This is a genomic window from Micromonospora sp. DT233, from assembly GCF_049841815.1.
Taxonomy (GTDB): domain Bacteria; phylum Actinomycetota; class Actinomycetes; order Mycobacteriales; family Micromonosporaceae; genus Micromonospora.
Window position 1 is genome coordinate 102,422 of the sequence record NZ_JBNCLB010000007.1, and the last position, 23,702, is coordinate 126,123.

The 23,702-nt window shown below is 74.4% G+C and carries 16 protein-coding genes; 7 read left to right on the top strand and 9 right to left on the bottom strand.

Annotation, left to right across the window (positions count from 1 at the left end):
• Positions 1-71: 71 nt before the first annotated feature.
• The 3 genes from ACLQ2V_RS17505 (at position 72) to ACLQ2V_RS17515 (ending at position 9,908) form a co-directional block, all read left to right on the top strand.
• The gene (locus tag ACLQ2V_RS17505; protein ID WP_425719562.1) at positions 72-3,875 is read left to right on the top strand and encodes an NACHT domain-containing protein; all 3,804 of its coding nucleotides are present in this window, start codon (positions 72-74) and stop codon (positions 3,873-3,875) included.
• Between the two features lie 50 nt (positions 3,876-3,925).
• On the top strand, positions 3,926-5,512 hold the full coding sequence (locus tag ACLQ2V_RS17510) for an amino acid adenylation domain-containing protein (protein ID WP_425719563.1): 1,587 nt from the start codon (positions 3,926-3,928) through the stop codon (positions 5,510-5,512).
• Between the two features lie 121 nt (positions 5,513-5,633).
• On the top strand, positions 5,634-9,908 hold the full coding sequence (locus ACLQ2V_RS17515; RefSeq protein WP_425719564.1) for a non-ribosomal peptide synthetase: 4,275 nt from the start codon (positions 5,634-5,636) through the stop codon (positions 9,906-9,908).
• 36 nt (positions 9,909-9,944) lie between these two features.
• Here the strand turns inward: ACLQ2V_RS17515 and ACLQ2V_RS17520 are convergent, their stop codons facing one another.
• Entirely contained in the window at positions 9,945-10,232 is a 288-nt protein-coding gene (locus ACLQ2V_RS17520) for an alpha/beta hydrolase (RefSeq protein ID WP_425719726.1), read from the bottom strand.
• A gap of 294 nt (positions 10,233-10,526) precedes the next feature.
• On the bottom strand, positions 10,527-11,087 hold the full coding sequence (locus ACLQ2V_RS17525; RefSeq protein ID WP_425719565.1) for a GNAT family N-acetyltransferase: 561 nt from the start codon (positions 11,085-11,087) through the stop codon (positions 10,527-10,529).
• A gap of 293 nt (positions 11,088-11,380) precedes the next feature.
• On the opposite strand from ACLQ2V_RS17525, the gene ACLQ2V_RS17530 reads away from it, so the two are divergent.
• Positions 11,381-12,637, top strand: coding sequence for a PP2C family protein-serine/threonine phosphatase (locus ACLQ2V_RS17530; protein ID WP_425719566.1), 1,257 nt, complete (start codon positions 11,381-11,383; stop codon positions 12,635-12,637).
• On the opposite strand, the gene ACLQ2V_RS17535 is transcribed toward ACLQ2V_RS17530, so the two are convergent.
• Complete coding sequence (locus ACLQ2V_RS17535) at positions 12,638-13,003, bottom strand: STAS domain-containing protein (protein ID WP_425719567.1); 366 nt, start codon at positions 13,001-13,003, stop codon at positions 12,638-12,640.
• Positions 13,004-13,201: 198 nt separating this feature from the next.
• Between ACLQ2V_RS17535 and ACLQ2V_RS17540 the strand changes: the two genes are divergently transcribed.
• On the top strand, positions 13,202-13,612 hold the full coding sequence (locus ACLQ2V_RS17540; RefSeq protein ID WP_425719568.1) for an ATP-binding protein: 411 nt from the start codon (positions 13,202-13,204) through the stop codon (positions 13,610-13,612).
• On the opposite strand, the gene ACLQ2V_RS17545 is transcribed toward ACLQ2V_RS17540, so the two are convergent.
• From ACLQ2V_RS17545 to ACLQ2V_RS17570, 6 genes are all read right to left on the bottom strand, one after another.
• Positions 13,599-15,038: a hypothetical protein gene (locus tag ACLQ2V_RS17545; RefSeq protein WP_425719569.1), complete on the bottom strand. Its 1,440-nt coding sequence runs from the start codon at positions 15,036-15,038 to the stop codon at positions 13,599-13,601. The genes ACLQ2V_RS17540 and ACLQ2V_RS17545 overlap by 14 nt on opposite strands.
• A 53-nt stretch (positions 15,039-15,091) precedes the next feature.
• Complete coding sequence (gntD, locus tag ACLQ2V_RS17550; RefSeq protein WP_425719570.1) at positions 15,092-16,081, bottom strand: guanitoxin biosynthesis L-enduracididine beta-hydroxylase GntD; 990 nt, start codon at positions 16,079-16,081, stop codon at positions 15,092-15,094.
• Positions 16,078-17,583, bottom strand: a complete 1,506-nt coding sequence (locus tag ACLQ2V_RS17555; protein WP_425719571.1) for a hypothetical protein — start codon at positions 17,581-17,583, stop codon at positions 16,078-16,080. The genes gntD and ACLQ2V_RS17555 overlap by 4 nt, the downstream gene beginning before the upstream one ends.
• A gap of 269 nt (positions 17,584-17,852) precedes the next feature.
• Entirely contained in the window at positions 17,853-18,665 is an 813-nt protein-coding gene (locus ACLQ2V_RS17560; RefSeq protein WP_425719572.1) for an ABC transporter ATP-binding protein, read from the bottom strand.
• A gap of 77 nt (positions 18,666-18,742) precedes the next feature.
• On the bottom strand, positions 18,743-19,768 hold the full coding sequence (locus tag ACLQ2V_RS17565; RefSeq protein WP_425719573.1) for a FecCD family ABC transporter permease: 1,026 nt from the start codon (positions 19,766-19,768) through the stop codon (positions 18,743-18,745).
• On the bottom strand, positions 19,765-20,790 hold the full coding sequence (locus tag ACLQ2V_RS17570) for a FecCD family ABC transporter permease (RefSeq protein WP_425719574.1): 1,026 nt from the start codon (positions 20,788-20,790) through the stop codon (positions 19,765-19,767). The genes ACLQ2V_RS17565 and ACLQ2V_RS17570 overlap by 4 nt, the downstream gene beginning before the upstream one ends.
• 144 nt (positions 20,791-20,934) lie before the next feature.
• Here ACLQ2V_RS17570 and ACLQ2V_RS17575 point away from each other — a divergent pair, with 144 nt between their 5' ends.
• Both ACLQ2V_RS17575 and ACLQ2V_RS17580 read left to right on the top strand, forming a co-directional pair.
• On the top strand, positions 20,935-21,963 hold the full coding sequence (locus tag ACLQ2V_RS17575; RefSeq protein ID WP_425719575.1) for an ABC transporter substrate-binding protein: 1,029 nt from the start codon (positions 20,935-20,937) through the stop codon (positions 21,961-21,963).
• A gap of 151 nt (positions 21,964-22,114) precedes the next feature.
• On the top strand, positions 22,115-23,656 hold the full coding sequence (locus ACLQ2V_RS17580; RefSeq protein ID WP_425719576.1) for a pyridoxal phosphate-dependent decarboxylase family protein: 1,542 nt from the start codon (positions 22,115-22,117) through the stop codon (positions 23,654-23,656).
• Positions 23,657-23,702: the final 46 nt, after the last annotated feature.

The window sequence follows — 23,702 nt, forward strand, 5'->3', positions numbered from 1 at the left end:
CAAATATAGCGGCTATCGACTTCAACAGTCCGCCGCTGCCGGTCGTTGAGTGCGGGTCGTACGGTTTCCGCATGTTCTGGCGAAAGAGCTGGGGTGTTGTCGTATCGGTTGCCGTGGCTCTTGCGGTAACGGCCGTCGTCGTGGGTTGGTCCCAGGCAGCCGATGGGAAGCCGCCGACGGTGGTGGTGTTGGCGGTGATGGCTGCCCTACTCACGGCGTTTGTGCCGTCAGTGGGCCCGATGCTGCGCCGCCACGTCTCTGGCGACGACGTCAACCTGCCGGACGTCGCGTCCAAGCTGGCCGTGGCGGTGCTGGGGCGCCTGCGCTGCAGTCCTTTGCGGCACCGGTTGTATCGTCCTGCTCCGTTGCGGGTGTCTTTTCGTATGTCTGCGGAGGTCAGCGCCAGCCGGTCAGCGGTGTTCGACGTGGCCGGTCCGGACTGCCCGGGCTGGGAGGTCGCGCCCTTCGACGGCGATGTGATGGTGGTCGCGGAGCGGTTGCGGGAGTTGCCGTGGCGGCAGTTGGTGGTGATCGGCGAGCCGGGTGCGGGAAAAACCGTCCTGGCGTCGATGTTGGTGGACCAGTTGCTGTCGCAGTCACTGCCGGGAGAGCCGGTGCCGGTCTTGCTGGCACTGTCGTCATGGAATCCGGCCCAGGACTCGGTGGCTGAATTTGTTGCGCGGCGGTTGGAAGAGGACTTCGGATTGCCGTTGGACGCGACCCGGCGTCTGGCATCGCAGCCAAGGATTGTCGACGGCGACCGCGCCGGGTGGTGGGTGTTGCCCGTCCTGGACGGGTTGGACGAGATCGAAGAGACCTTGCAGCCGGCGGCCGTGCGGGAGATCGAGCGGTTCGCATCGGCCGATCGTGGTGTGGTGGTGACGTGCCGTGTTCAGGAGTTCAAGCGGGTGGTTGCCGCAGGCGGGTTGCTGACGCGTGCGGCGATCGTGCGACTGGAGCCGCTGTCGTCGGAGAACGTCATCGCCTTCCTCTCCGAGCCGGCGTCACGTCAGTCACGATGGGATCCGGTGTTCGACGTGCTGCGAAAGCAGCCTTCCGGGAATCTGGCCAAGGCGTTGTCGACGCCACTGATGGCGGGGCTGGCGAAGGACACCTACGGTCTGCGTCCTGGCGAGGAGAACGCTGGTGGAGATAATGATCCTGCTGAGCTGACCCGGCTCAGCGCAGGGGGCCAGATCGCCGCCCGGCTGATCGACGGCTACGTCAGCGCCGTTTACCACACGGCCGGCGAATCCTCGCACCTGGATCGGTCCATCTCATCCGCGGATGCGGCCCGCTGGCTGAGTAACCTCGCCTATCTGGGTTACCTGAACGGAAGCCGTGATCTTCGATGGTGGCAGCTGCCCTGGGATGAATTGACTCCCCGGCCGCACCGGACGCTTCGGCGGCAGTTGAGCGGACTTGCTGCGGCGGTCGTGCTCGTTGTGTCGACGGCCTTGGTCGGTTGGCTGGGCTGGGCACGTGCCCTCGGCACGGCAACGGTCCTCGCGGAACTGCTGGCCGCCGGCTATATCGGGATGTTCAATCAGGTCTTCCCCCACAGGTTCCAACGAGCGATTCCCCGCTTTGCAGTGGCCCGCCGGTGGCCGATCAGGTGGAAGTTTCTCCGCTGGCTGGTGAGTCGGAGGGCTTCCGACCGGGGGCGTCGGGTCCTGTGGCACCTGTTGTTCGGTCTGTTGTGCAGTACGGGGTCAGCAATGGTGGTGGATAGTCTGGTCGCCTTGCTCGCCGGAGTGGTGTGCGGCGGGATGGCATCCGTGGTGCCTGTGAAAGACACGCGACCCATAACCTCGGGGCCGGCATCGACTCTGCGCGCAAACCATTTATTTGCGCTGGCTGTCATCGCTCGGCACGGGCTGATTGCCGCTGTGGTGTTCGCTGCTGCCGGCGCCCTCGTGGGTGCATCCCCGATTCGCTGGGCCGCCGCTGGCGCTGTCTTGTTCGCCGCTGGCGCGTTCGTGGGCGCGGAAGGCTCCTGGCTGAGGTTCCGTATCAACCACGTCGCGCTCTCCGCGAAATCCGGCCCCGGATCGATCCTGCCTCGACGGCTGATCGCCTTCCTCGAGGACGGCACTCGCCCGGAACGCGTCACCCTTCGTGCCAGCGGCACCGCCTGGCAGTTTCGTCACGCCGCTATCCAGGATCACCTACTCGAGATCGCTCAACCACAGATCCTACGTCGACGCCTGGATGCCGGAGACCTCTCGGTGGCACGTCCTCTGACGAGATTGTTGCGCATGCGTTCCGACCGGGACGGCCTGGTGGCAGTGCTGCATCGATGCGCGGAGGCCGGTGACCGTTGGGCCGCCGATGAACTGGTGAAGCTGCTGCGGGAATGGGGCGATGTCGACGAGCTGCGCCGTCGCGCCGATGCCGGAGACTTTCGAGCCGCCGAAGAGCTGGCCAGGTGGCTTCGGGAACGGGGTGACGTCGATGAGCTGCGCCGCCTTGTCCAACTCGGTGAGGACTCGGCTACTCATCATCTGATGTGGCTGCTGAGAAAGCGGGGCGACCGTGACGAGGAGCTGGCGCTGCTGCGCCGATGTGCGGAGGCCGGAGACCCCTGGGCCGCCAGTGAGATGGCGGAGCGGCTGCGGGAGCGCGGCGATGTCGATGAGCTGCGCCGTCGCGCCGCCGCCTCAGACGACTTCGCCGCCGAAGCGCTCGCGAAATTGTTGCGGGAGCGGGGTGACGTCGCCGAACTACGTCGTCGCGCTGACGGCGGAGATCACGCGGCGGCCCGGGAGCTGGCGGAGTGGCTGTGGGTTCGGGACGACCTCGACGGGGCGGTGACGGTGTTACGTCGCCCTGCTGCCGCCGGCGACCATTCCGCCTGGCGGCGGCTGGCGGAATTATTACGAACGCGCGGTGACCTTGAGGAGGCGGCAACGCTGCTGCGCCGACTTGTGGACAGCGGAGGCCACGGGGCCGCTGTGGATCTGGCGCAGCTGCTGCAGGAACGGGGTGACTCTGACGGGGCGGTGACGGTACTACGTCAGGCCACCGACTCCGGAGGGGGATTTCCTGCCGCCGGAGCTCTCGCGAGGTTGTTACGCAGGCGGGACGACGCCGACGAGCTGCGCCGTCGTGCAAACGCCGGTGACGACTGGGCCGCCGCAGAGCTGGCCGAGTGGTTGCATGAGCGGGGCGACGTGGATGAATTACGTGGCCGTACTGACTCCGGAGACTATTCGGCCGCCGCGTTTCTGGCGATGTTGTTGCGCGAGCGGGGCGATGTCGATGAGCTGCGTCGACGCGCCGACATCGGAGATTACTCGGCCGTTTTGGAGTTGGCGAAGTTCCTGCGGGATCACGGTGACCTGGACGCAGCGGTGGCCATGCTGCGTCTACCCGCTGACTCCGGGAACTTTTCAGCCGCCGAGGACCTAGCGGTGTTGTTGCGGGAGCGGGGCGATGTCGATGAGCTGCGTCGACGCGCGGACGCCGGAGACGCCTCGGCCGCCAAGGAATTCGCGGTGCTGTTGCGGGAGCAGGGCGAGGTGGAGGAACTGCACCGCCGCGCTGACGCCGGTGACCAGGCAGCGCTCTACGGGATCGCGGTGTTCCTGCGGGACCAGGGCGACGTTGCCGAGCTGCGTCGCCGCGCCGACGCCGGGGACTACTCGGCTGTCCGGGAATTGGCGGAGTTGTTGCGGGAACAGGGCGACCTTGACGGGGCGGAGGCGGTGCTGCGTCCAGCCGCTGATGCAGGAAACGACTTCTTCGGCTGGACGTTGGTGGACTTGCTGCGGGAGCGGGGCGATGTGGATGAGCTGCGTCGCCGGGCCGATGCCGGGGACTGCTTCGCCGCCGAATGCCTCGGCGGCTCAATGGCGTGGCTGACGCAGCGGTGACTACGGTTGCTGGCGATCCCAGTCCCGCCGGACGTCCAGGAGCCCGCCCCGTGCCCCAGCCCGCCGCCCCCGCCGTCCCTCGGCTCATCCACGAGGCGGTGGCCCGCCAGGCCCGCCGTCGCCCGGCAGCCGTCGCGCTCGTGCACCGGGGCGAGCGCGTCGACTACGCGACCCTCGACGCCGCCGCCAGCACCTACGCCGCCGGCCTCTGGGCGGCGGGCGTGCGACCGGGGACGATCGTGCCGGTGCTGCTGCCCCGGTCGCCCCGGCTGGTGGCGGTGCTGCTGGCCGTCCTGAAGTGCGGCGCGGCGTACGCGGCCCTGGACCGCCGCTGGCCGGCGCAGCGCATCGACCAGATCACCGGCCTGGTCGGGGCGCCGGTCCTGGTCGCCGACGGCGGGACGCGCGGGGACGTACCCCGGTGGGTCGTGCCGGACGAGCCGCTGGCGCACGCGGCGTCGCGCGGCGACGAACCCCCGCCGGTGTACGTCGACGGCGCCGCCGCCGCAGCGGTCTTCTTCACCTCGGGCAGCAGCGGCGTACCCAAGGGGGTGCTCTCCCCGCACCGCGCGACGACCCGGCTCTTCCCGGCGCGCGGCTTCGCCGACTTCGGGCCCGGCCGGGTGGTGTTGCAGGCCGCCCCGGTCTCCTGGGACGCCGCCGGCCTGGAGCTGTGGGGCCCGCTGACCAGCGGCGGCACCTGCGCCATCGCGGACGCCGACTACCTGCTCCCCGACGATCTCGCCGACCTGGTCGCCTCGGCCGGGGTGGACACCGCCTGGCTGACCTCGTCGCTGTTCAACCTCCTCGTCGACGAGGACGACCCGCGTCGTCCCTGCTTCGCCGGGGTCCGTCAGGTCGTCACCGGCGGCGAGCGGCTCTCACCCACCCACGTCGCCCGCTTCCTGGCCCGGTACCCGGAGGTCGTGCTGCTCAACGGGTACGGGCCGGTGGAGAGCTGCGTCTTCGCCACCACCCACCGGGTCAACGCCGCCGACTGTGACCGCCCGGACGGCATCCCGCTCGGCGTCGCGGTGCCCGAGACCACCGTGTATGTCCTGGACGGCGACCGGGTGGCGGCACCTCAGGCGGTGGGGGAGATCTGCCTCGCCGGCGCGGGGCTGGCCCTGGGGTACGTCGGCGACGCCGCCGCCACGGCGGCGGCCTTCACCGTGCTGCCGCTCGGCGACGGGGAGCCGGTGCGCGGGTACCGCACGGGTGACCTGGGCTACCTGGACCCCGACGGGCTGCTGCACTTCCGGGGCCGCGCCGACCGCCAGGTCAAGATCGCCGGGCACCGGATCGAGCCGGGCGAGATCGAGAGCGCCGCTCGCCGGTTGCCCGGCGTCCGGGAGGCCGCCGTGGTGCCCGTCCCCGCCCCGGGCGGCGGGTACGACCGGCTGGCCCTCTTCTTCACCGCCGACGCCGCCGACGCCGCCGACGCCGCCGACGCCGCCGACGCCGCCAGCGACGCTGCCGACACCGGCGCCGCAGCGCGGACCCCCGCCGAGGTGCGCCGCGCGCTGGCCGCCACGCTCCCCGCGCACCTGGTGCCGCAGCGCGTGCACCGCCGCGCCGACCTGCCGACCACCACCACCGGCAAGCTCGACCGCGCCGCGCTGCTCGCCGGTCTGTGACCCACCCGGCCCACCCCGGACCGTCGGGCCGTCCCGACCCGCCACTGTGACCCGGCCCCGCCCCGAACCGGAGAGCGTCCCCATGATGATGCCCGACCCGCCGCCCGCGCACGGTCACCCGATGTCGTTCGAGCAGGAGTCGATCTGGCTCAACGACCAGTTCCAGCAGGGCACCTCCCGGTACGTGGAGTCGTGGGCGTACCGGCTGCGCGGCGCGCGGATCGACCCGGTGGCCGTCCGGCGGGCGCTGACCGCCATCGTGGCCCGGCACGAGGCGCTGCGCAGCCGGCTGTCCCTGGTCGACGGGCGGGCGTGGCAGACGGTGCTGCCGCCCGCCCCGGTCGCGCTGGACGTGCGCCGGGTGGGTCCGGACGAGCTGCCCGCCGCGCAGGTCGCGGCGGCGACCCGGCCGGTGGCCCTGGACCGGCCGCCCCTGCTGCGGGCGACGCTGCTCGAAGTGGCCGACGACGACGCGGTGCTGGTGGTGGCGATCCACCACGCGGTGCTCGACGGCTGGTGCTTCAGCCTGCTCGACACCGAGTTCAGCGCCCACTACCGGGCCGCCCTGGCCGGCACGGAACCCGAGCTGCCCGCCCTGCCGCTGCAGTTCGGCCCGTACGCGCGACGGCAGCGCCAAGCGGATGCCGCCGAGCGCACCGAGTCGGTGAAGTACTGGCGGGAGGCGCTGCGCGACGCGCCGCCCGAGTCGTCCTTCCCCACCGACCGGCCCCGGCCGGCGATCCTCGGCGCGGCCGGCGACCGGGTCGAGTTCGCCCTGGACGCCGCGCTCGGCGACGGTGTCCGCGCGCTCGCCCGCCGGGCCAGGACCACCCCGTTCGCCGTGCTGGCGGCGGCGCTGACCGCGCTGATCGCCCGGCTGGGCGGCACCGACGACGTGGTGCTCGGCACCCCCGTGTCCCGCCGCGACGACGAGATCCTCGAACCGATGATCGCCTGCCTGACCGACGTCATGCCGCTGCGCCAGCGGGTGCCGGCCGACGGCACCTTCGCCGAGCTGGTCGCCGGGACGAAGGCGCAGGTGTGGGGTGCCGTGGCGCACCGGGACGTGCCGTACGCGCACCTGCTGCGGGAGCTGGCGGTGCCGCGCTCGCCGAGCCGCTTCCCGCTGTTCCAGGTGGTCATCGGGGTCGACGACGCCCCGGCACCGGCCCTGGACCTGCCGGGCGTGCACGCCGAGCGGCTCTACCTGCACTCCGGCACCGCCAAGTACGACGTCTTCCTGCACCTGGTGCCCGCGCGCGGCGGCTTCGACGGCTACCTGGAGTTCTCCACCGAGCTCTTCGACCGGGCCACCGCCGAGCGGCTGGCGCAGCGGCTGCGGGCCCTGCTGACCGAGGGCGTCGCCCACCCCGACCGGCCCCTGCACGACCTGGACGTCCTGCCCGCCGCCGAGCGTCGGCTGCTCCTCGACACCTGGGCGTCGGGGCCCGCCGCCCCGGCCGGGCCGCCCCTGGCGCACCAGGCCGTCGCCGCCCAGGCGTCGCGTACGCCGGACGCGCCGGCGGTCGTGCACGGCGACCGGGTGCTGACCTACGCGGAGCTGGACCGGGCGGCGGGCGTGGTGGCCGCGCACCTGGTCGCGCGGGGCGCGGCCGGGCGTCCGGTGGGGGTCTGCCTGCGGCGCTCACCGGAGCTGGCCGTGGCGGTGCTGGGGGTGCTCAAGGCCGGCGGGGCGTGCCTGCCCCTGGACCCGGGGTACCCGGTCGAGCGGATCGCCGCCATGGCCGCCGACAGCGGCATCCGGGTCGCCCTGGTCACCGGGGAACTGGCCGGGCTGCTCCCCGCCAGCGTCGAGGCGGTCGCCCTGGACGACCTGCCGGCCGCGCCGGTGGTGGAGCTGCCGGTGGTGGGGCCCGCCGACCTCGCGTACCTGATCTTCACGTCCGGTTCGACCGGCCGCCCCAAGTGCGTGGCCGTGCCGCACCGGGCGCTGGCCACCCTGCTGGCCTGGCAGGGCACCCGGTCGGTGGCCGGGCCCGGCACCCGGACGCTGCAGTTCGCCGCGCTCAGCTTCGACGTGGCGTTCCAGGAACTCTTCGCCACCTGGGCCACCGGGGGGACCCTGGTCCTGGTCGACGACGAGACCCGGCGCGACCCGGGCCGCCTGCTCGACCTGCTCGCCGCCGCACGCGTACAGCGGTTGTTCCTGCCGTTCGTCGCGCTGCAACAACTCGCCGAGTACGCCTGCGCCACCCGCCGCCCGGCGGACACCCTGCGGGAGGTCGTCACGGCGGGGGAGCAGTTGCACGCCACGCCCGCCCTGCGGGAGTTCTTCCGCCGGTGGGCACCTGAGGCGACGCTGGAGAACCAGTACGGCCCCTCCGAGACGCACGTGGTCACCGCGGAACGTCTCGACGCCGACCCCGACACCTGGCCCGACCTGCCGCCCATCGGTCGCCCGGTGGCCGGCGCCCGCGTGCTGCTGCTGGACCGGCGGCGACAGCTCTGCCCGATCGGCGCGGTGGGGGAGATCCACGTCGGCGGCCCGCCGCTGGCCGCCGGCTACCTGGGACGGCCGGAGCTGACCGCGCAACGGTTCGTCGCCGACCCCAACCGATCGGGGGAGCTGCTCTACCGCACCGGTGACCTGGCCCGGCACCTGCCCGACGGGCGGATCCAGTGGCTGGGCCGGCGGGACAACCAGGTCAAGATCCGTGGACACCGGGTGGAGCCCGAGGAGGTCGCCGCCGCCGTCCAGGCCGTGCCCGGGGTCACCCACGCCGCCGTGCTGGCCCGGCACGCCGGCCCGCAGGGCACCCGCCTGGTCGCGTACTACCAGCCGGCCGCCGGGACCGTCCTGCCGCCGGAGGCGCTGCGCCGTACGCTCGCCGGGCGGCTGCCCGAGTACCTGGTGCCGGCGGCCTGCGTGCCGGTGCAGGCGTTCCCCCGCACCGCCAGCGGCAAGCTGGACCTGGGCGCGCTACCGCCGCACGCCCCCGACGAGGCGGAGCCGGCGGCCTCGTTCGTGCCACCGCACACCCCCACCGAGCGCACCGTCGCCGGCATCTGGCGGGACATCCTGGGTACGGCCCGCGTCGGCGTGCACGACGACTTCTTCGCGCTGGGCGGCCACTCACTGCTGGCCACCCGCCTGGTGCTGCGGCTGCGGCAGGAGCTGGGGGTGGCGATCCCGCTCGGCGCCCTGGCGGCGACGCCCACCGTCGCCGGCCTCGCCGCGCTGGCCGACCACGCCCGCGTACCCGAGCGCGGGGTCGACCTGGCCGCCGAGGTGCGGTTGCCGGCCGACGTCGTCGCCGCCGGGGAAATCGTCCGGGTGGCGCGAAACCCCGGGCACGTGCTGCTCACCGGGGCCACCGGGTTCCTCGGCGCGTTCATCCTGCGCGCCCTGCTGGACCGTACCGACGCCGTGGTGCACTGCCTGGTGCGCGGCGCGGACCGCGAGCAGGCCGCGACCCGACTGCGCCGGGTCATGGTGGACTACGGCAACTGGGACGACCGCGACGAGCGGCGCATCGTCACCGTCCTCGGTGACCTGTCGCAGCCCCGCCTGGGGCTGCCCGAGGAGGTCTTCGACGAGCTGGCCCGCCGGGTGGACGCCGTGTACCACGTGGGCGCGGCCGTCCACCTCATCGCCCCGTACGAGCAGCTCAGGGCCGCCACGGTGGGCGGCACCACGGAGATCCTGCGGCTGGCCGCCCGGCACCGCAGCGTGCCGGTGCACCACGTCTCCACCGTCGGCGTGTACGCCGCGCCCGCCGACCACCCGATCGGCCCGGAGCACCCCACCGGCCCGGCGCACGCCCTGCAGCACGGCTACACCCGGAGCAAGTGGGTCGCCGAGGGGCTGATCGACGCCGCCCGCGCCCGGTCACTGCCCGCCACCGTCTACCGGCCCACCCGCATCGCCGGGCACAGCCGCACCGGGGCCTGCCAGCGCGGCGACTACCTGTGGCTGCTGCTCAAGGGCTGCGTCCAGGCCCAGGCCGCCCCCGCCGGGGTGGACGCCGCGTTCGACCTGGTGCCCGTGGACTACGTCAGCGCCGCCGTCGTCACCCTGTCCCGGCTGCCCTCGGCGGCCGGGCGCACCTTCCACCTGGCCGCCGGGCGGCTGCTGCGGCTGGACACCGCGCTGGGCTGGCTGCGCTCCCGGGGGTACCCGCTGCCCGAGGTCGAGCCGGGGCAGTGGCTGGACCGGGTCGGCGCGGACCCGGCCAACGCGGCGTTCCCGCTGCTCGGGACGCTGGGGGCGGAGCTGACCGGGGCGGGCTCGGAGGGCGGCCTGCTCTTCGACTCCCTTGCCACCGACGCCGCGCTGGCCGGCACCGGGGTGTCCCGGCCCGAGGTGGACGAGGCGCGGTTCGGCGCCTGCGTGGACTACTTCACCCGGACGGGATGGTTCCCCGAAGCGGCGTAGCGCCGTGCGTCGACAGGTCAGCCGCTGCGGAGCCGGTCACCCGCCGTTGAGCCGGTCGCGTAGCCATGCGTCGACGCCGGCGAGTGCCGTGCGGGCCAGGGCCGTGGGGTGGCCCGTGAAGCCGTGCGGTGACTCCGGGTAGACCCGCAGCTCCACGTCGTTGCCGGCCGCCGACAGCCGACCCGCCATCGCCAGGTTGTCCTCCAGCAGCACGTCATCGGCGCCGACGACCAGCAGCGTCGGGGGCAGCCCGCGCAGGTCGCCGTAGACGGGGGAGATGTCGGCGACGGTCCGGTCGGGCACCTGGCCGACGTACGCCTGGATGAAGTACTCGCGCCGTCAGCCGGCGTGAAGACCCGGACCGGTACGCGCGCCCGCGCGGCCTCGATCGTCTCCTCGACGGCAGGCGGGTCGGCGGGACGAGGAGCCGACCTGCTCGTTCGCGCCTGCCTCAACTCCTCCAGCGTGCGGGGGCCGCGACCGGCCATCCTCGACCGGTAGAAGGCCCGCGCCTCCTGCACCTGCTCGGTGGGCACCTCGGCCAGGAGCGCGTCCAGCGCCAATCGCACGCGTCCTCCTCATCGTTCGGGTCTGTCCTGCGTCGACCGGCCCGGGGGTTCAGTCGGCGCGGGCCCGCCACTCGTGGGCCAGGACGGCGAAGACGAGCCGGTCGGCCCATTGGCCCCGGAACAGGTAGCTCTCGACGTGGCGTGCCTCCTGGCGCATGCCGAGCCGGGTCATCAGCCGGGCGGACGCCTCGTTGCGGCCGTGACACCGGGCGTAGACCCGGTGCAGCCCGAACTCGCCGAAACCCCAGTCCAGTAGCGCCGCCGCAGCCTCCGTGGCCAGCCCGCGTCCGCCGTGGTCCGGGTGCAGGACGTACCCGAGTTCGGCCGTGCGGTCCGCCTGGCTGCGCCAGACCAACTCCACGGCCCCGATCACGCTCGCGCCGGTGGCCACGGCCAGGGTCAGGCAGTCACCCTCCGCCCGCAGCGCGTCCTCGCCGGCCATGGCCACCACCGAGGAGCGCGACTGCTCCCGGGTACGCGGCTCGGCGCCGAGCATCCAGCGCACCACGTCGGGGCGGCGCTGGTAGGCGTGCACGTCGTCGAGGTCGTCCAGGGTGACCGGGCGCAGGGTGAGTCGCGCGGTGCGGATCGGGTACGTCGGCCGGAACATCCCGCGATCGTAAGGGGACAGGGCCTGCGGGTCGGGTGCTGCGGGGCGGGTGCTGCGGGTTGGCGGCCTGCTCAGGTGGCCCCGGGCAGGGCGGTCGTCCGGGCCGGGCGACGCACGACTTACCGACGACGACGGTCGACCCCGGTGGAGCTCCGGTAGGTCGGTGACGGAGGTGGAGTTGTGCGGGCGGGTGCGGCCATGTCGGTCGGCGCTGGTAGGCGTACCGGGTGGTGCGCTTCGTGCGACGGTCGCCGCGCTCAGCGACGGTCCGGTCGATCTCGTAGGCTTCGGCGGTGGAGAGCAGTCGGGGGTGGCTCATGGCCGAGATGTTGGATGCGGCGGAGAACGCCTCGCCGGTCGATGCGGTCGAGGCGGTCACCCGGGAACTCGGTGCGGCGCTGGGGGCCCGTAGCGTCGCGTTCCTGATCGCGGACCTCAGCGGCCGGGCGCTGGTCCGGTTGGCCCACGCGCCACCCGGCGACCCCGGGGCGGGCCGCCGCGACGGCGACGAGGTCGCCAGGGTGCTGCCGTTCGACGGCGGCCCCGTCGAGCAGGCGCTGCGCACCCAGACGGTGCGGGTCGTCGCGCAGCCCGACGGGTGGACGGTGTTGGCGCCGGTGACCGACCGCGGTGAGGTGATCGGCCTGCTCGAGATGATCCTGCCGGCCGAGCCCGCCGAGCGGGCGCTGGAGGAGATCGCCCGCACGGCGCACCTGTTGGCGTTCGTGGTGATCGCCAACCGGCGGCACACCGACCTGTTCGAGTGGGGGCAGCGCACCACCCCGTTCACCCTCTCCGGGGAGATCCAGCGTCGCCTGCTGCCCAGCGCGTTCACCTGCGAGGGGAGCTCGTTCACCCTCTCCGGTTGGTTGGAACCGGCCGCCAGCATCGGCGGGGACACCTTCGACTACAGCGTGGCCCGCGACGTGCTGCACTTCAGCGTCACCGACGCGATGGGGCACGGGGTGGCCAGCGCGCTGACGGCCACCCTGGGTGTGGGCAGCCTGCGCAACAACCGTCGGCGCGGGGCCGAACTGGTGGAGCAGGCCGACGCGGCGAACGCCGACGTGGCCGCGCACTCCGCCGGGTCGGGCAGCTTCATCACCGCGGTCATCGGCCGGCTGGACCTGCGTACCGGGGTGTGTGCGCTGCTCAACGCCGGGCACGTGCCGCCGCTGCTGGTCCGCGACGGGGAGACCCGGGTGCTGGCGCTGCCGGCCAACTTCCCGCTGGGCATGTTCGACGATGAGGACTATCGCTCCGCCGAGATCACGCTGCGCCCCGGTGACCGGCTGGTGGTGGTCACCGACGGGATGCGGGAGCGCAACGCCGCCAGCCTCGACCTGCCGGCCATGTTGGGGTCGATCACCGACCTGCACCCGCGCGAGGCCGTCCGGGCGTTGGCCGACGCCGTGCTCGAGGTCAGCGGCCCGGCGCTGGCCGACGACGCCACCCTGTTCATCGTCGACTGGCACGGCGGGCACGGCGACGAGCGGCGTAGTTGTGCCGGCGCCGACCAGGCACGGGCCAGCAGCGCGCTGCCGGGCTGACTACCGCCCGGTCGCGCCGTCGGCGGCCGGCGCGTCGGCCTCGGCCGCCGGCACGTCGTCGTAGACCGTGATGGCCCGGTCCACCGACGTGACCGCCAGGACGCTGCGCACGGAGGGCTGCACCGCGGCGAGGCACAACCGGCCGTCGGCGGCCCGCAACGCCTTGAACATCGCCACCAGCACGCCCAGCCCGCTGGAGTCCATGAACCCCACCCCGGCCAGGTCCACCACTACCTGACGGTCACCGGCGTCGACCAACCGTTGCAGGCCCTTGCGTAGCTGCGGGGACGTCGCCATGTCCAGCTCGCCGTGCACCTCGAGCACGGTGCAACCCCGGCCCGGCCGGACCGACAACAGCAGACCCACGACAGCCTCCCCGCCTAGATGAACCCCGCTCACCCTAAGCCCCCCGGCGCCGGGACCGGCGTCGGGCGGCGGGCGTCGCCGACCCCGGCCGTTTCGCCCTGCGCAACTGCGGGTAATGCTGGTCAGGCCGGGGCAACTGCCCCTAAGGTGTGCTGCGGCAGTCCGTCGGTCACGCACGGGCCGGAGAGGAGCCACGCAATGCGGGCGAGCGTGACGCTGTCGCTTCCGCGTGAGCCGTCCTCGGTGACGTGCGCCCGCCATGTGCTCACCACCCTGCTGAGCCTCACCGACGCCGTCGAGTCCTGCTCCGGGCACCTTGCCGTGCTGATCAGCGAGGCCTGCGCCAACGCGGTGCTGCACGCCGACGCCGACTCCGACAGCGTCGTCGACGTCGCCATCGTCATCGAAGACGACGTCTGCCTGATCGAGGTCGGCAACCGGGGTCGCACGCCCGACGGCGGAGCACTCGGTGCCCGGCTGCCCGGCCCGCTGGTCGTCGGCGGCCGAGGGCTGCCCCTGATCGCCGCGCTCGCCGACACGGCCGCCTTCGTCGCCGGGCCACCGGACCGGGTGCGGCTGCGCTTCACCAAGCGCCTCATCGAGGTGTGACGCGCACCGACCCGGCGAGCTCCGCCAGGAGCCTGCGCCACGGCTGCGGCGGGAAGCTGCGCGCCACGGTCTCCCGGTTGCGGGCCAGCGCGGCCCGGCGCTGCGGCGACCCGGCGCGCAGCTGTGCCAGCTGGTCGACGAACTCGGCGGCCGGCGCGTCGAGCGCGCTGGGGTCCGCGACGTGCACGTGGTCCAGGCCGCCGTCGTACGCGCCGTCCAGGGCGTTGTACGCCGTGGTGGCGAAGGGCACCCCGGCCACCGCCGCCAGGGCGGGGCCCAGCCCGACGCTCTCCACGTCCGGCCGGTTGGGGGTGTAGAAGACCCCGCCGCAGGTGGCGGCGGCCACCCGCAGCAGGTCCACCTCGTCGAGGTGCCACCGGCCGGCGTCGTCGCGGTGGGTGGACAGCGGCACCCCGCCCAGGAAGTGCACGCCCTCGGGGGCCTGCCGCAGGGCGGCCAGCACCTCGGCGGCGTACTCCGGGTCCTCGTCGAGGGTGCCGAAGACCAGCAGGTGCGGCGGCGGCTCGCCGCGCCGGGCGGCCTCCCGGCGCACGGCGGCCAGCAGCGCGACGGAGATCTCGACGCCCTTGACCCGGAACACGCGCACCGGGGCCAGCACGACCGGCACGCCCGGTGGGACGCCCCGCTGGGCCAGGAACTCCCGGTGCGGGTCGGCCATCGTCGCCGGCCGCACGGTGGGCAGCACCAGCGGCACCACGAGCGGCTTCGCCCGCGTCGGGTACGCCGGGCACTCCGCCGCCAGCTCCTCGGTGGGCACGACCCAGCGGTGGTACGGCACGTCCTGCGGCACGGGGGTGAACTCGTTCGGGCCGGTCGGGTAGACCCGGGCGGCCCCCTCGTGCACGGCGTAGCTGGCGAAGAGGTCGTGGTCCCAGAAGACCACCCCGCCGGGCCGGCCCCCGCCCCACCGCCGCCGGGCGGCGCGGTGCAGCGCCAGGGTCACCGGGGTCGCGTCGGAGAGGGTCATGTTCATCGCGATCACCCAGTCCGCGTCGTGCTCGGCGAACCAGGCGGTGAAGTGCCGCTCGTACGGGGTGGCCAGCGCGGCGACGCGCCGGCGCAGGTCGGCGCGGGCGGCGGCGTCGAGCAGGTGGGCGTCGGCGACGGCGCTGCGCAGCGCCAACCACTCCCCGGCGACGTCGTCGGCATCGGGGCCGGGCGGGGTGCCGGCGGGGGCGTCGGGGACCGGGACCGCCGAGGTGACCCGCAGCCAGTCGGGGTACCCGTGGGCGCCCGCCCCGGCCGGGTAGAAGGTCGGCTTGTCGGGCCGCCACGAGTAGCCCAGGTCGGCCGGGACCGGCAGCTCCAGCAGGCCGTCGTCGCGGGCCAGCTCGACGACGTTGCGGAAGGTGGTCAGCAGCCCGCTGACCGGCAGGCCGTCCCCGGAGATCATCGCCAACCGCATGGTGGTGCGCCTACTTTCCTCGTCGTCGCCTGCTGGTCGGTGGCCGGGCGGGGTCAGCGCACCGCGATGACCCGGTCGTCGGGGGAGGAGCGGCGGGCCCGGGAGCGGCGCAGGTCCCGGGTGACGGCGAGTTTGCGCAGCCACCGGTCGGTGCCGTCGTAGCGGGGGCGGAAGGGCTGGCGGCCGTGCACCGAGCGGTAGTTGTCCAGCAGGAGCAGGTCGCCGGGGGAGAGGGCGACCGGCACGGCCGCCGCGTCGAGGCGCCGGCACAGCGACGCGAACGCCTCGGCCGCCGCCCGGTCGCCGGGCAGCGCGTCGGTGAACGCCGGGTCGACGCGCAGGTACGGGGCGTCGGGGGCGCCGAAGAGCACCGCGCACGGCTTCGGCGTGGGGGCCCGCCCGCCCGCGCCCCGCACGTGCTCGGGGTCGGGGCGGATGAGGAAACGTGGCTCGAAGAGCACCGCGTCGGCGTCGTCGAGGTCGATCGCGCCGATCGACGCGACGGTGGTCGCCACGGCGTCGACGTTGCGCAGCGCCAGCAGGCCGAAGTAGTCGCAGCGGTCGTCGTCGAAGGCGTCCTCGACGTGGAACTCCAGCTCCGCCGTGCTGCCCTGCCCGGTCTGCGCCTGCTCCGCCCCGCGCACCGGCGCGACGTCGTTGAAGACGCTGCCGTGCTGCAACGTCGACCAGGCCATCGGCTCGCCGAGCTGGGAGCAGACCAGGGCCAGCCAGAAGTCGTGCGGCACCGAGGCCGCCACGGGCCGCAGGCTCCAGTGGTCGGGGGTGGGCGTGGTCAGCGTGGGCACCGGCCCGCCCCGGAGCACCAGGGCGGCGCTGGCCTCCAGGTGGCGCATGTCGCGGATGCGCTCCAGCACGGCCTCGGGCAGGGCCGCGCCGAGGGTGGCGGCGCGGCGCAGGAAGTCGGGGTCCTCCGGGGTGTCGTACCGCTCCTGCAGCCGCGCCAGCAGGGCGGCCAGCGCGGTGCGGTCGGCGTCGGTGAGCTCGACCTCGGCGACGGTGGTGGTGGGCAGCGTGGACGTCATGACGTCTCCCTACCGGCCGGCGCACCGGCCTTGATCGCGAGTTCTTCCAGCACGGCCCGCCAGGGGCCGACGGGGAAGCGGTCCGCCACGATGCGCCGGTTGCGTTCCCGGTCGCGTCGGGCGTCGGGGTCGTCGCGCCGGTTGGCCCGCATGGCGGCCAGCAGCGCCGGCCCGCTGGCTGCGGGGTCGTCCGCCGCGACCGGAACCACGGCGAACTGGTCGCCGTAGACGTCGGCGAATGCGTGGTACGGGGTCACCGCGCAGGGCACCCCGGCGACGGCGGCGAGCGCCGGGCCGAGGCCGACGGATTCGACGTCCGGGCTGCTGGGGGTGAAGACGACCGCCCCGCCGGTGGCCCCGGCCAGGGCGAGCAGGTCGGACTCGTCGAGCCGCCACCGCCCGGCGGCGTCGCTGGCCGAGGCCAACGGCACGCCGTCGAGCAGCCGTACGTCGTCGTGCAGCCCTCGGTCGGCGACGGCCGCGCGGAGCTCGGTGGCGTAGTCGGGTTCCTCGTCGAGGCTGCCGAAGACGAGCAGGCAGGGCATCGGCTCGCCGGGGGGCACGGCGGCGCGGACGCCGTCGAGCAGGGCGACGGCGAGGTGGGCGCCCTTGGGGCGGGAGACCCGCACCGGGACCAGCAGGATCGGCCGGTCGGCGGCGATGCCGTGGTCGCGCAGGAAGGCGCGGTGCCGGGGGGTCTGTCTGGCCGGGGTGCGGGCCGGCAGCGGGTTCGGCGCGACCACCGGCCGCAGCGGGGTCGGGTAGTCGGCGGCCTCCCGGGCGAGGGCGTCGGTGATGACGACCCAGCGGTGGAACGGGTCGGCCCCGGGCAGTGGGGTGAGGTCGTTGGGGCGCTGCGGGTAGACGCGCGCGCCGTTCTCGACCACCGCGCAGCTGCCGAAGAGGTCGTGGTCCCAGTGGAGCAGGCCGCCGGGGCGGCCGCCGCCCCAGCGGGCGCGGGCCGCCCGGTGCAGGGCGAGGGTCACCGGCACGGCGTCGGAGAGCGTCATGTTGATCGCGCAGACCCAGTCGACGTCGGCGGCGTCGAAGAGCTCGGTGAAGTGCGCCTCGTAGGGCCGGGCCAGCTGGTCGATCTCCGCGTCCAGGGCGGCCCGCCGCGCCGGGTCCAGGGCGTCGGCCACCGCCACCTGGTCGCGTACCGCCGTCAGCCGCCGGCCGTGGGGGCCGGGGTCGGGCACCGCCCGGCCGACGACGTGCAGCCAGTCCGGGTACGGCTGCGCCGCCGGGCCGGTGGGGAAGAAGCGGGGCTTGTCGGGGCGCCAGGAGAAGCCGAGGTCAGCCACGACCGGCGTGTGCAGCAGCCCGTCGGTGACCCCGATGTCCAGTACGTTGCGCAGCACGGTGAGCAGGCCGCTGGCCGGCACCCCGTCGCAGCAGACCACCGCGAGGCGGGCCGGGCGTACACCGTCGTGGGGTTGTTCCGTTGCCACCGCTACGCGCCCTTGCTCGTCGGCGGGTGGGGTGGCGGGCTCGATCTCCACGGGCGGACCGTCCTCGCGGGCGTGCGGCATCGCGACCGCGGACGGCGTCCGGCGGCGGCGCGGTGCGGCAGGGTGGCGGCCCGCACGTGGTGGGCGGCGTGCGCGGCCGGTCGTCGGCGGGCGGTGGTGGTGCGCCGATCGACCGGCCGAGCATATCGATGTTGGTCAGTGGCGGCAATTCGGGGCGGCGCAACTACCAGCGCTGACATTCGCACGCCGGGCCCGCAAGGGCCGCCGCGCCCGGGAGAGGGGGACCGGCGGCGGGGCGGTCAGGCGCGCGACGGCGTCGGGCGGCGGGCGGCCGGGACGACCAGTGGGCCGCCGGTCTCCGGGTCGTCGATCACCCGGCAGGGCAGCCCGAAGACCCGCTCGACCAGCTCGGCGGTGACGACGTCGCGGGGCGCCCCGGCGGCGACCACCGCCCCGTCGCGCATGGCGATCAGGTGGGTGGCGTACCGGGCGGCCTGGTTGAGGTCGTGCAGCACCGCGACCAGGGTGCGCCCCTGCTCCTCGTGCAGGGCGGCGCAGAGGTCCATGACCTCGATCTGATGGGCGATGTCGAGGAACGTGGTCGGCTCGTCGAGCAGCAGCAGCTCGGTCTGCTGGGCCAGGGCCATGGCGATCCACACCCGCTGCCGCTGGCCGCCGGAGAGCTCGTCGACGAGCCGGTCGGCCAGGTCGGTGACGCCGGTGGCGGCCATCGACTCGTCGACCACCCGCTCGTCGGTGCGCGACCACTGCCGCAGCAGCCCCTGGTGCGGATACCGGCCCCGGGCGACCAGCTCGGCGACCGTGATGCCGTCCGGGGCCAGCGAGGACTGCGGGAGCAGGCCGAGGGTGCGGGCCACCCTGCGGGCGGGCTGGGCGTGGATGTCGGCCCCGTCGAGCAGCACCGTGCCGGCGGCCGGCCTGAGCATCCGGGCCAGCGCCCGCAGCAGGGTGGACTTGCCGCAGGCGTTCGGCCCGATCACCACCGTGAAGGAGTGGTCGGGCACGACCACGTCGAGCCGCTCGGTGATGATCCGCTTGTCGTACGCGAGGGTCAGCCCGTCGCCGCTGAGCCGGGAGGTGCCGGGCCGCATGGGTGGTGCTCCGTTCTCTGTTCGGTTCTCCGGAAGGGTGCCCTGGGCTGCCGCAAGCGTCAACATGATGCCCTTGCTCAGAGTCGGCCGGCGCGGCGCTCGGTGGCCAGCAGCCACACCAGGTAGCCGCCGCCGAGCAGGCCGGTGACCACCCCGACGGGGAGCTGGTGGCCGCTGAAGGTGCGCTGCGCCAGCAGGTCGGCGGCGACCAGCAGGGCCGCGCCGAGCGCCATGGCGGCGGCCAGGTTCGGCCCCGGCGCGCGGGTCAGCCGGCGGGCCAGGTGCGGCGCGGTGAGCGCGACGAAGTTCACCGGCCCGGCCGCCGAGGCGGCGACGGAGACCAGCAGCACCGACGCGACGAGCAGCGCCGTGCGCAGCCGGCGGATGGGTACGCCGAGCGCGGCGGCGGTGTCGTCGCCCAGCTCGGTCATCCGCAGCGCCGGGCCGCAGGCCAGCAGCACCAGCGGGGTCAGCACCGCCAGGGTGGCCACGACGGGCACCGCCTGGGCCCAGCCGCGCCCGTCGAGGCTGCCGGTGAGCCAGAGCACCCCCCGGGCGGCGTCCATGAGCTCCCCCCGGGTGAGCAGCCAGCCGTTGACCCCGGTGAGGATGGCGGCGACGCCGATGCCGGCGAGGATCAGCCGCTGGCCGTGCGCGCCGCGCGCCCAGGCCACCACCCAGAGCAGCACGCCGGTGGCGAGGCCGCCGAGCACCGCCGCGCCGGCCAGGGCGAGGGTGCTGCCGCCGACCACCACGACGATCAGGGCGCCGGTGGCGGCCCCCTGGGTGACGCCGAGGATGTCGGGGCTGCCCAGCGGGTTACGGACCAGGGCCTGCAGCACCGCGCCGCCCAGGGCCAGCGCCGCCCCGACGGCCATGGCGGTGACCAGCCGGGGCAGCCGCAGCTCGCCGATGATGAAGTTCTCCGCCACGGTGCCGCCGCCGGTGAGGGTGCGCAGCACGGCGGCGGGGCTCATCGGGTAGTCACCGCCGCCGACGGAGATCACCCCGAGCGCCAGCGTGGCCAGCACGCAGCCGAGCCCGACCAGCAGGGCCCGCAGGCGGAAGCGCAGCGACCAGTGTCGTACCCGCAGGACGGTCACGAGCGCACCGCCCGGCTGCGGGTGACCAGGTGCAGGAAGAGCGGGCCGCCGAGCACGGCGGTCATGATGCCCACCTGTAGCTCGCCGGGGCGGCCCAGCACCCGGCCGGCGACGTCGGCGCCGAGCAGCAGCACCGGGGAGAGCAGCGCGCAGGCCGGCAGCATCCAGCGCAGGTCCGGCCCGGTCAGGGCGCGTACCAGGTGCGGCACCAGCAGCCCGACGAAGACCAGCGGCCCGCACGCGGCGGTGGCGGCCCCGCAGAGCAGGGTGACCGCCACGATGACCACGGCCCGCACCACGGCGGGGTGGGCGCCCAGCGCCCGCGCCTGCTCGTCGCCGAGGGCGAGGACGTTCAGCGGCCGGGCCGCCGCCAGGGCGATCACCAGGCCGACCGCGATGAACGGCAGCACCCGCAGCACCGTGGCGAGGTCGGCGCTGGCGAGCGAGCCGACGGTCCAGAACCGCATCCGCTCCAGCGAGGCCGCGTCGAGCAGCATCAGCGCGCTGACGTACGAGTAGAGGGCCGCGTTGAGCGCGGCCCCGGCCAGGGCCAGCCGGGCCGGGGTGGCGCCCCGGCCGCCGCCGACGGCGTAGACGCAGCCGGTGACGACCGCCGCGCCGGCCAGGGCGAACCAGATGTGCCCGCCGGCGCCGGCCACGCCGAGGAACGCCGAGGTGACCACGGCCGCCGACGCGCCGGCGTTGATGCCGAGCAGCCCCGGGTCGGCCAGGGGGTTGCGGGTGACGGCCTGCATGATCGCGCCGGCCACCCCGAGGGCCGTGCCGACGAGCAGCCCGAGCAGGGTGCGCGGCAGCCGCATCTGCTGCACCACCGGGTACGCGGGGGAGCCGGGGTCGGTCAGCCCGTCCAGGACCTCGGCGAGGCCGAGCGGTTTCGCGCCGAACGCGAGGCTGAGCGCGAGCACGCCGAGCAGGAGCAGGAGCGCGACCAGCAGCCCGGCCGCCCGGGTCGCCGGTCGGCCGCGGCGCGGCGGTGGGGGAGTCGTCTTCGTCTTCGCCACGGGGGCGGCCGGCGACGAGTCTGTGACGTACAGTGCGGGCTCCCGGGGGTGAAATCGACGTTGATGGCTTTGACAACGACTTAGGTTAGGGTAACTTAACCTCGCCCATGGTCATCCGACCACCCCGGAGCGGAAAGAGTCGTCATGCCCGTACCTGTGTCCCGCCCCCGCCTGACCCGCCGTGGCCTGCTCTCCGCCGGCGGCGCGCTCGCCCTCGGCGCCCTGCTCGGCGGCTGCGGCGACAAGGACGACTCCTCCGCCCCCGCCGCCGGCAGCGGCCCCTGGTCGTTCACCGACGACCGGCCCGAGAAGGTCACCCGCGACGCCACCCCGTCGCGCGTCGTCGCCTTCACCGGCGTCGCCGCCGCGCTGGTCGACTTCGGCGTCGACAAGCAGATCGTCGGCGTCTTCGGCGAGACCACCCGCGCCGACGGCTCCAAGGAGCCGCAGGCCGGCGACCTCGACGTCGCCAAGGTGAGCGTACTCGGCAACGTGTGGGGCGAGTTCAGCGTGGAGAAGTACGCCGCGCTCAACCCCGACCTGCTGATCACCCACATGTACGACCCGGGCGCGTTCTGGTACGTCCCCGACGAGAGCAAGGACAAGATCCTCGGGCTGGCCCCCGCCGTCACCATCACCACCGCCCGGGTGCCGATGACCCGCCCGATCGCCCGCTACGCCGAACTGGCCGCCGCCCTCGGCGCCGACCTCAACGCCAAGAAGGTCACCGACGCCAAGGCCCGCTTCGAGGCCGCCGCCGAGAGCGTCCGGCAGGCCGTCAAGGCCAACCCCGGCATCAAGGTCCTCGCCGCCTCCGGCAGCCCCGACCTCTTCTACGCCTCCAACCCGAAGGTCAGCACCGACCTGATGTACTTCGCCGAGCTCGGTGTCGAGATCGTGGTGCCCACCAAGCTGGAGCAGGGCGACTACTTCGAGGCCCTGAGCTGGGAGAACGCCGGCAAGTTCCCGGCCGACCTGATCCTGCTGGACAACCGGGCCACCGCGCTGCAGCCGGCCGACATGGCCAAGAAGCCCACCTGGGCGTCTCTGCCCGCCGTCAAGGCCAACCAGGTCACCGCCTGGGACGCCGTGCCGCGCTTCTCCTACGCCGGCGCCGCCCCGCTGCTGGAGAACCTGGCCAAGGCCATCACCGCCGCGAAGAAGGTGAGCTGACCCCGCGGCACGACGCCCGCGCGGACACCTGCCAGGGCGGCGAGACCCTCGCCGCCCTGGCAGGGAGACCGTGACCGCCCCGCCCGCCGGGGTGCTCGAGCGCCCCCGCGCCACCGCCGGCACCGACCCCCATCGACCGTCGAGGAACCGCATGAGCATCCCGGGTCGCCCCGCCCCGGACGCGCCGCCCCCCACCGGCGCCCCGGCCAGCCCCCGAGACCACCTGCTGACCGCCGGCACCACCGGGCAGTACCGACAGGTGCTGGCCGAGGGGATCGCCCGGGTCAGCACCCGGATCGCCGGCACCGAGCGCCCCTTCAGCGGCGTCACCCCCGCCGCGCTCGCCCCCACCGTCGCCGCCGTCGACCTCGACCGCCCGCTCGGCGACGTCACCGCCGCCCTCGACGAGCTGGAGGACGTCTACCTGCGCGACGCGGTCTACTTCCACCACCCGCGCTACCTCGCCCACCTCAACTGCCCGGTGGTCATCCCCGCGCTGCTCGGCGAGGCCGTGCTCAGCGCCGTGAACTCCTCCCTGGACACCTGGGACCAGAGCGCCGGCGGCACCCTCATCGAACGCCGCCTGATCGACTGGACGGCCCAGCGCATCGGCCTCGGCCCCGCCGCCGACGGCGTCTTCACCAGCGGCGGCACCCAGTCCAACCTGCACGCCCTGCTGCTGGCCCGCGAGGAGGCGTGCGCGCATGCCACGGTCGCCCGCCGCGACCTGCTGCCCCGGCTGCGGGTGCTGGCCTCCGCCGCCGGCCACTTCAGCGTGCAGAAGGCCGCCGCCCTGCTCGGCCTCGACGACGACGCGGTGCTCGCCGTGCCCACCGACGCCCAGCGCCGGATGTGCCCCGACGCCCTCGCCGCCGAGCTGGCCCGCTGCCAACGCGACGGGCTCACCCCGATGGCGGTCGTCGCCACCGCCGGCACCACCGACTTCGGCTCCATCGACCCCCTCGACGCCATCGCCGCCCGCTGCGCCGCCGCCGGCGTCCGGCTGCACGTCGACGCCGCGTACGGCTGCGGGCTGCTGGTCTCGCCCACCCGCCGGCCCCTGCTGGCCGGCATCGAGCACGCCGACTCGGTGACCGTCGACTACCACAAGTCCTTCTTCCAACCGGTCTCCTCCAGCGCCCTGCTGGTGCGCGACGGGCTGGCGCTGCGGCACGCCACCTACCACGCCGACTACCTCAACCCGGCCCCCGTGGCCAGCGGCGACGCCCTGCCCAACCAGGTCGACAAGAGCCTGCAGACCACCCGCCGCTTCGACGCGCTCAAGCTCTGGCTCACCCTGCGGATCATGGGCGCCGACGCGCTCGGGCAGCTCTTCGACGAGGTGATCGACACCGCCGAGGCCGCCTGGCGGCTGCTGGCCGACGACACCCGCTTCGAGGTGGTCACCCGCCCGACGCTGAGCACCGTGGTGTTCCGCTACCTGCCGACCGGGCCGGCGGCCGCGCTCGCCGACGACGCCAACCGGCACGCCCGCCGGGCGCTGGCCGCCTCCGGCCTGGCCGTCGTGGCCGGCACCAAGGTCGACGGCCACCAGTACCTGAAGCTCACCCTGCTCAACCCGCAGACCACGGTGGACGACGTGGCGCACGTCGTCGACCTCGTCGCCGGGCACGCCCGCCGGTACGTGCGCGAGCGCAGCGCCGCCGGGGCCACCGCCTGCCCGGTCGGCTGACCGCGCCCCGCGCCCGTCCTGCGACCCCGCCCCCGCCCCCGCCCCC

Excerpts from the sequence above, each read along its gene's own strand:
- ACLQ2V_RS17505 (WP_425719562.1), top strand. The coding sequence starts at position 72 with ATGTTCTGGCGAAAGAGCTGGGGTGTTGTCGTATCGGTTGCCGTGGCT.
- ACLQ2V_RS17515 (WP_425719564.1), top strand. The coding sequence starts at position 5,634 with ATGTCGTTCGAGCAGGAGTCGATCTGGCTCAACGACCAGTTCCAGCAG.
- ACLQ2V_RS17525 (WP_425719565.1), bottom strand. The coding sequence starts at position 11,087 with ATGTTCCGGCCGACGTACCCGATCCGCACCGCGCGACTCACCCTGCGC.
- ACLQ2V_RS17540 (WP_425719568.1), top strand. The coding sequence starts at position 13,202 with ATGCGGGCGAGCGTGACGCTGTCGCTTCCGCGTGAGCCGTCCTCGGTG.
- ACLQ2V_RS17545 (WP_425719569.1), bottom strand. The coding sequence starts at position 15,038 with ATGCGGTTGGCGATGATCTCCGGGGACGGCCTGCCGGTCAGCGGGCTG.
- gntD (WP_425719570.1), bottom strand. The coding sequence starts at position 16,081 with ATGACGTCCACGCTGCCCACCACCACCGTCGCCGAGGTCGAGCTCACC.
- ACLQ2V_RS17560 (WP_425719572.1), bottom strand. The coding sequence starts at position 18,665 with ATGCGGCCCGGCACCTCCCGGCTCAGCGGCGACGGGCTGACCCTCGCG.
- ACLQ2V_RS17575 (WP_425719575.1), top strand. The coding sequence starts at position 20,935 with ATGCCCGTACCTGTGTCCCGCCCCCGCCTGACCCGCCGTGGCCTGCTC.
- ACLQ2V_RS17580 (WP_425719576.1), top strand. The coding sequence starts at position 22,115 with ATGAGCATCCCGGGTCGCCCCGCCCCGGACGCGCCGCCCCCCACCGGC.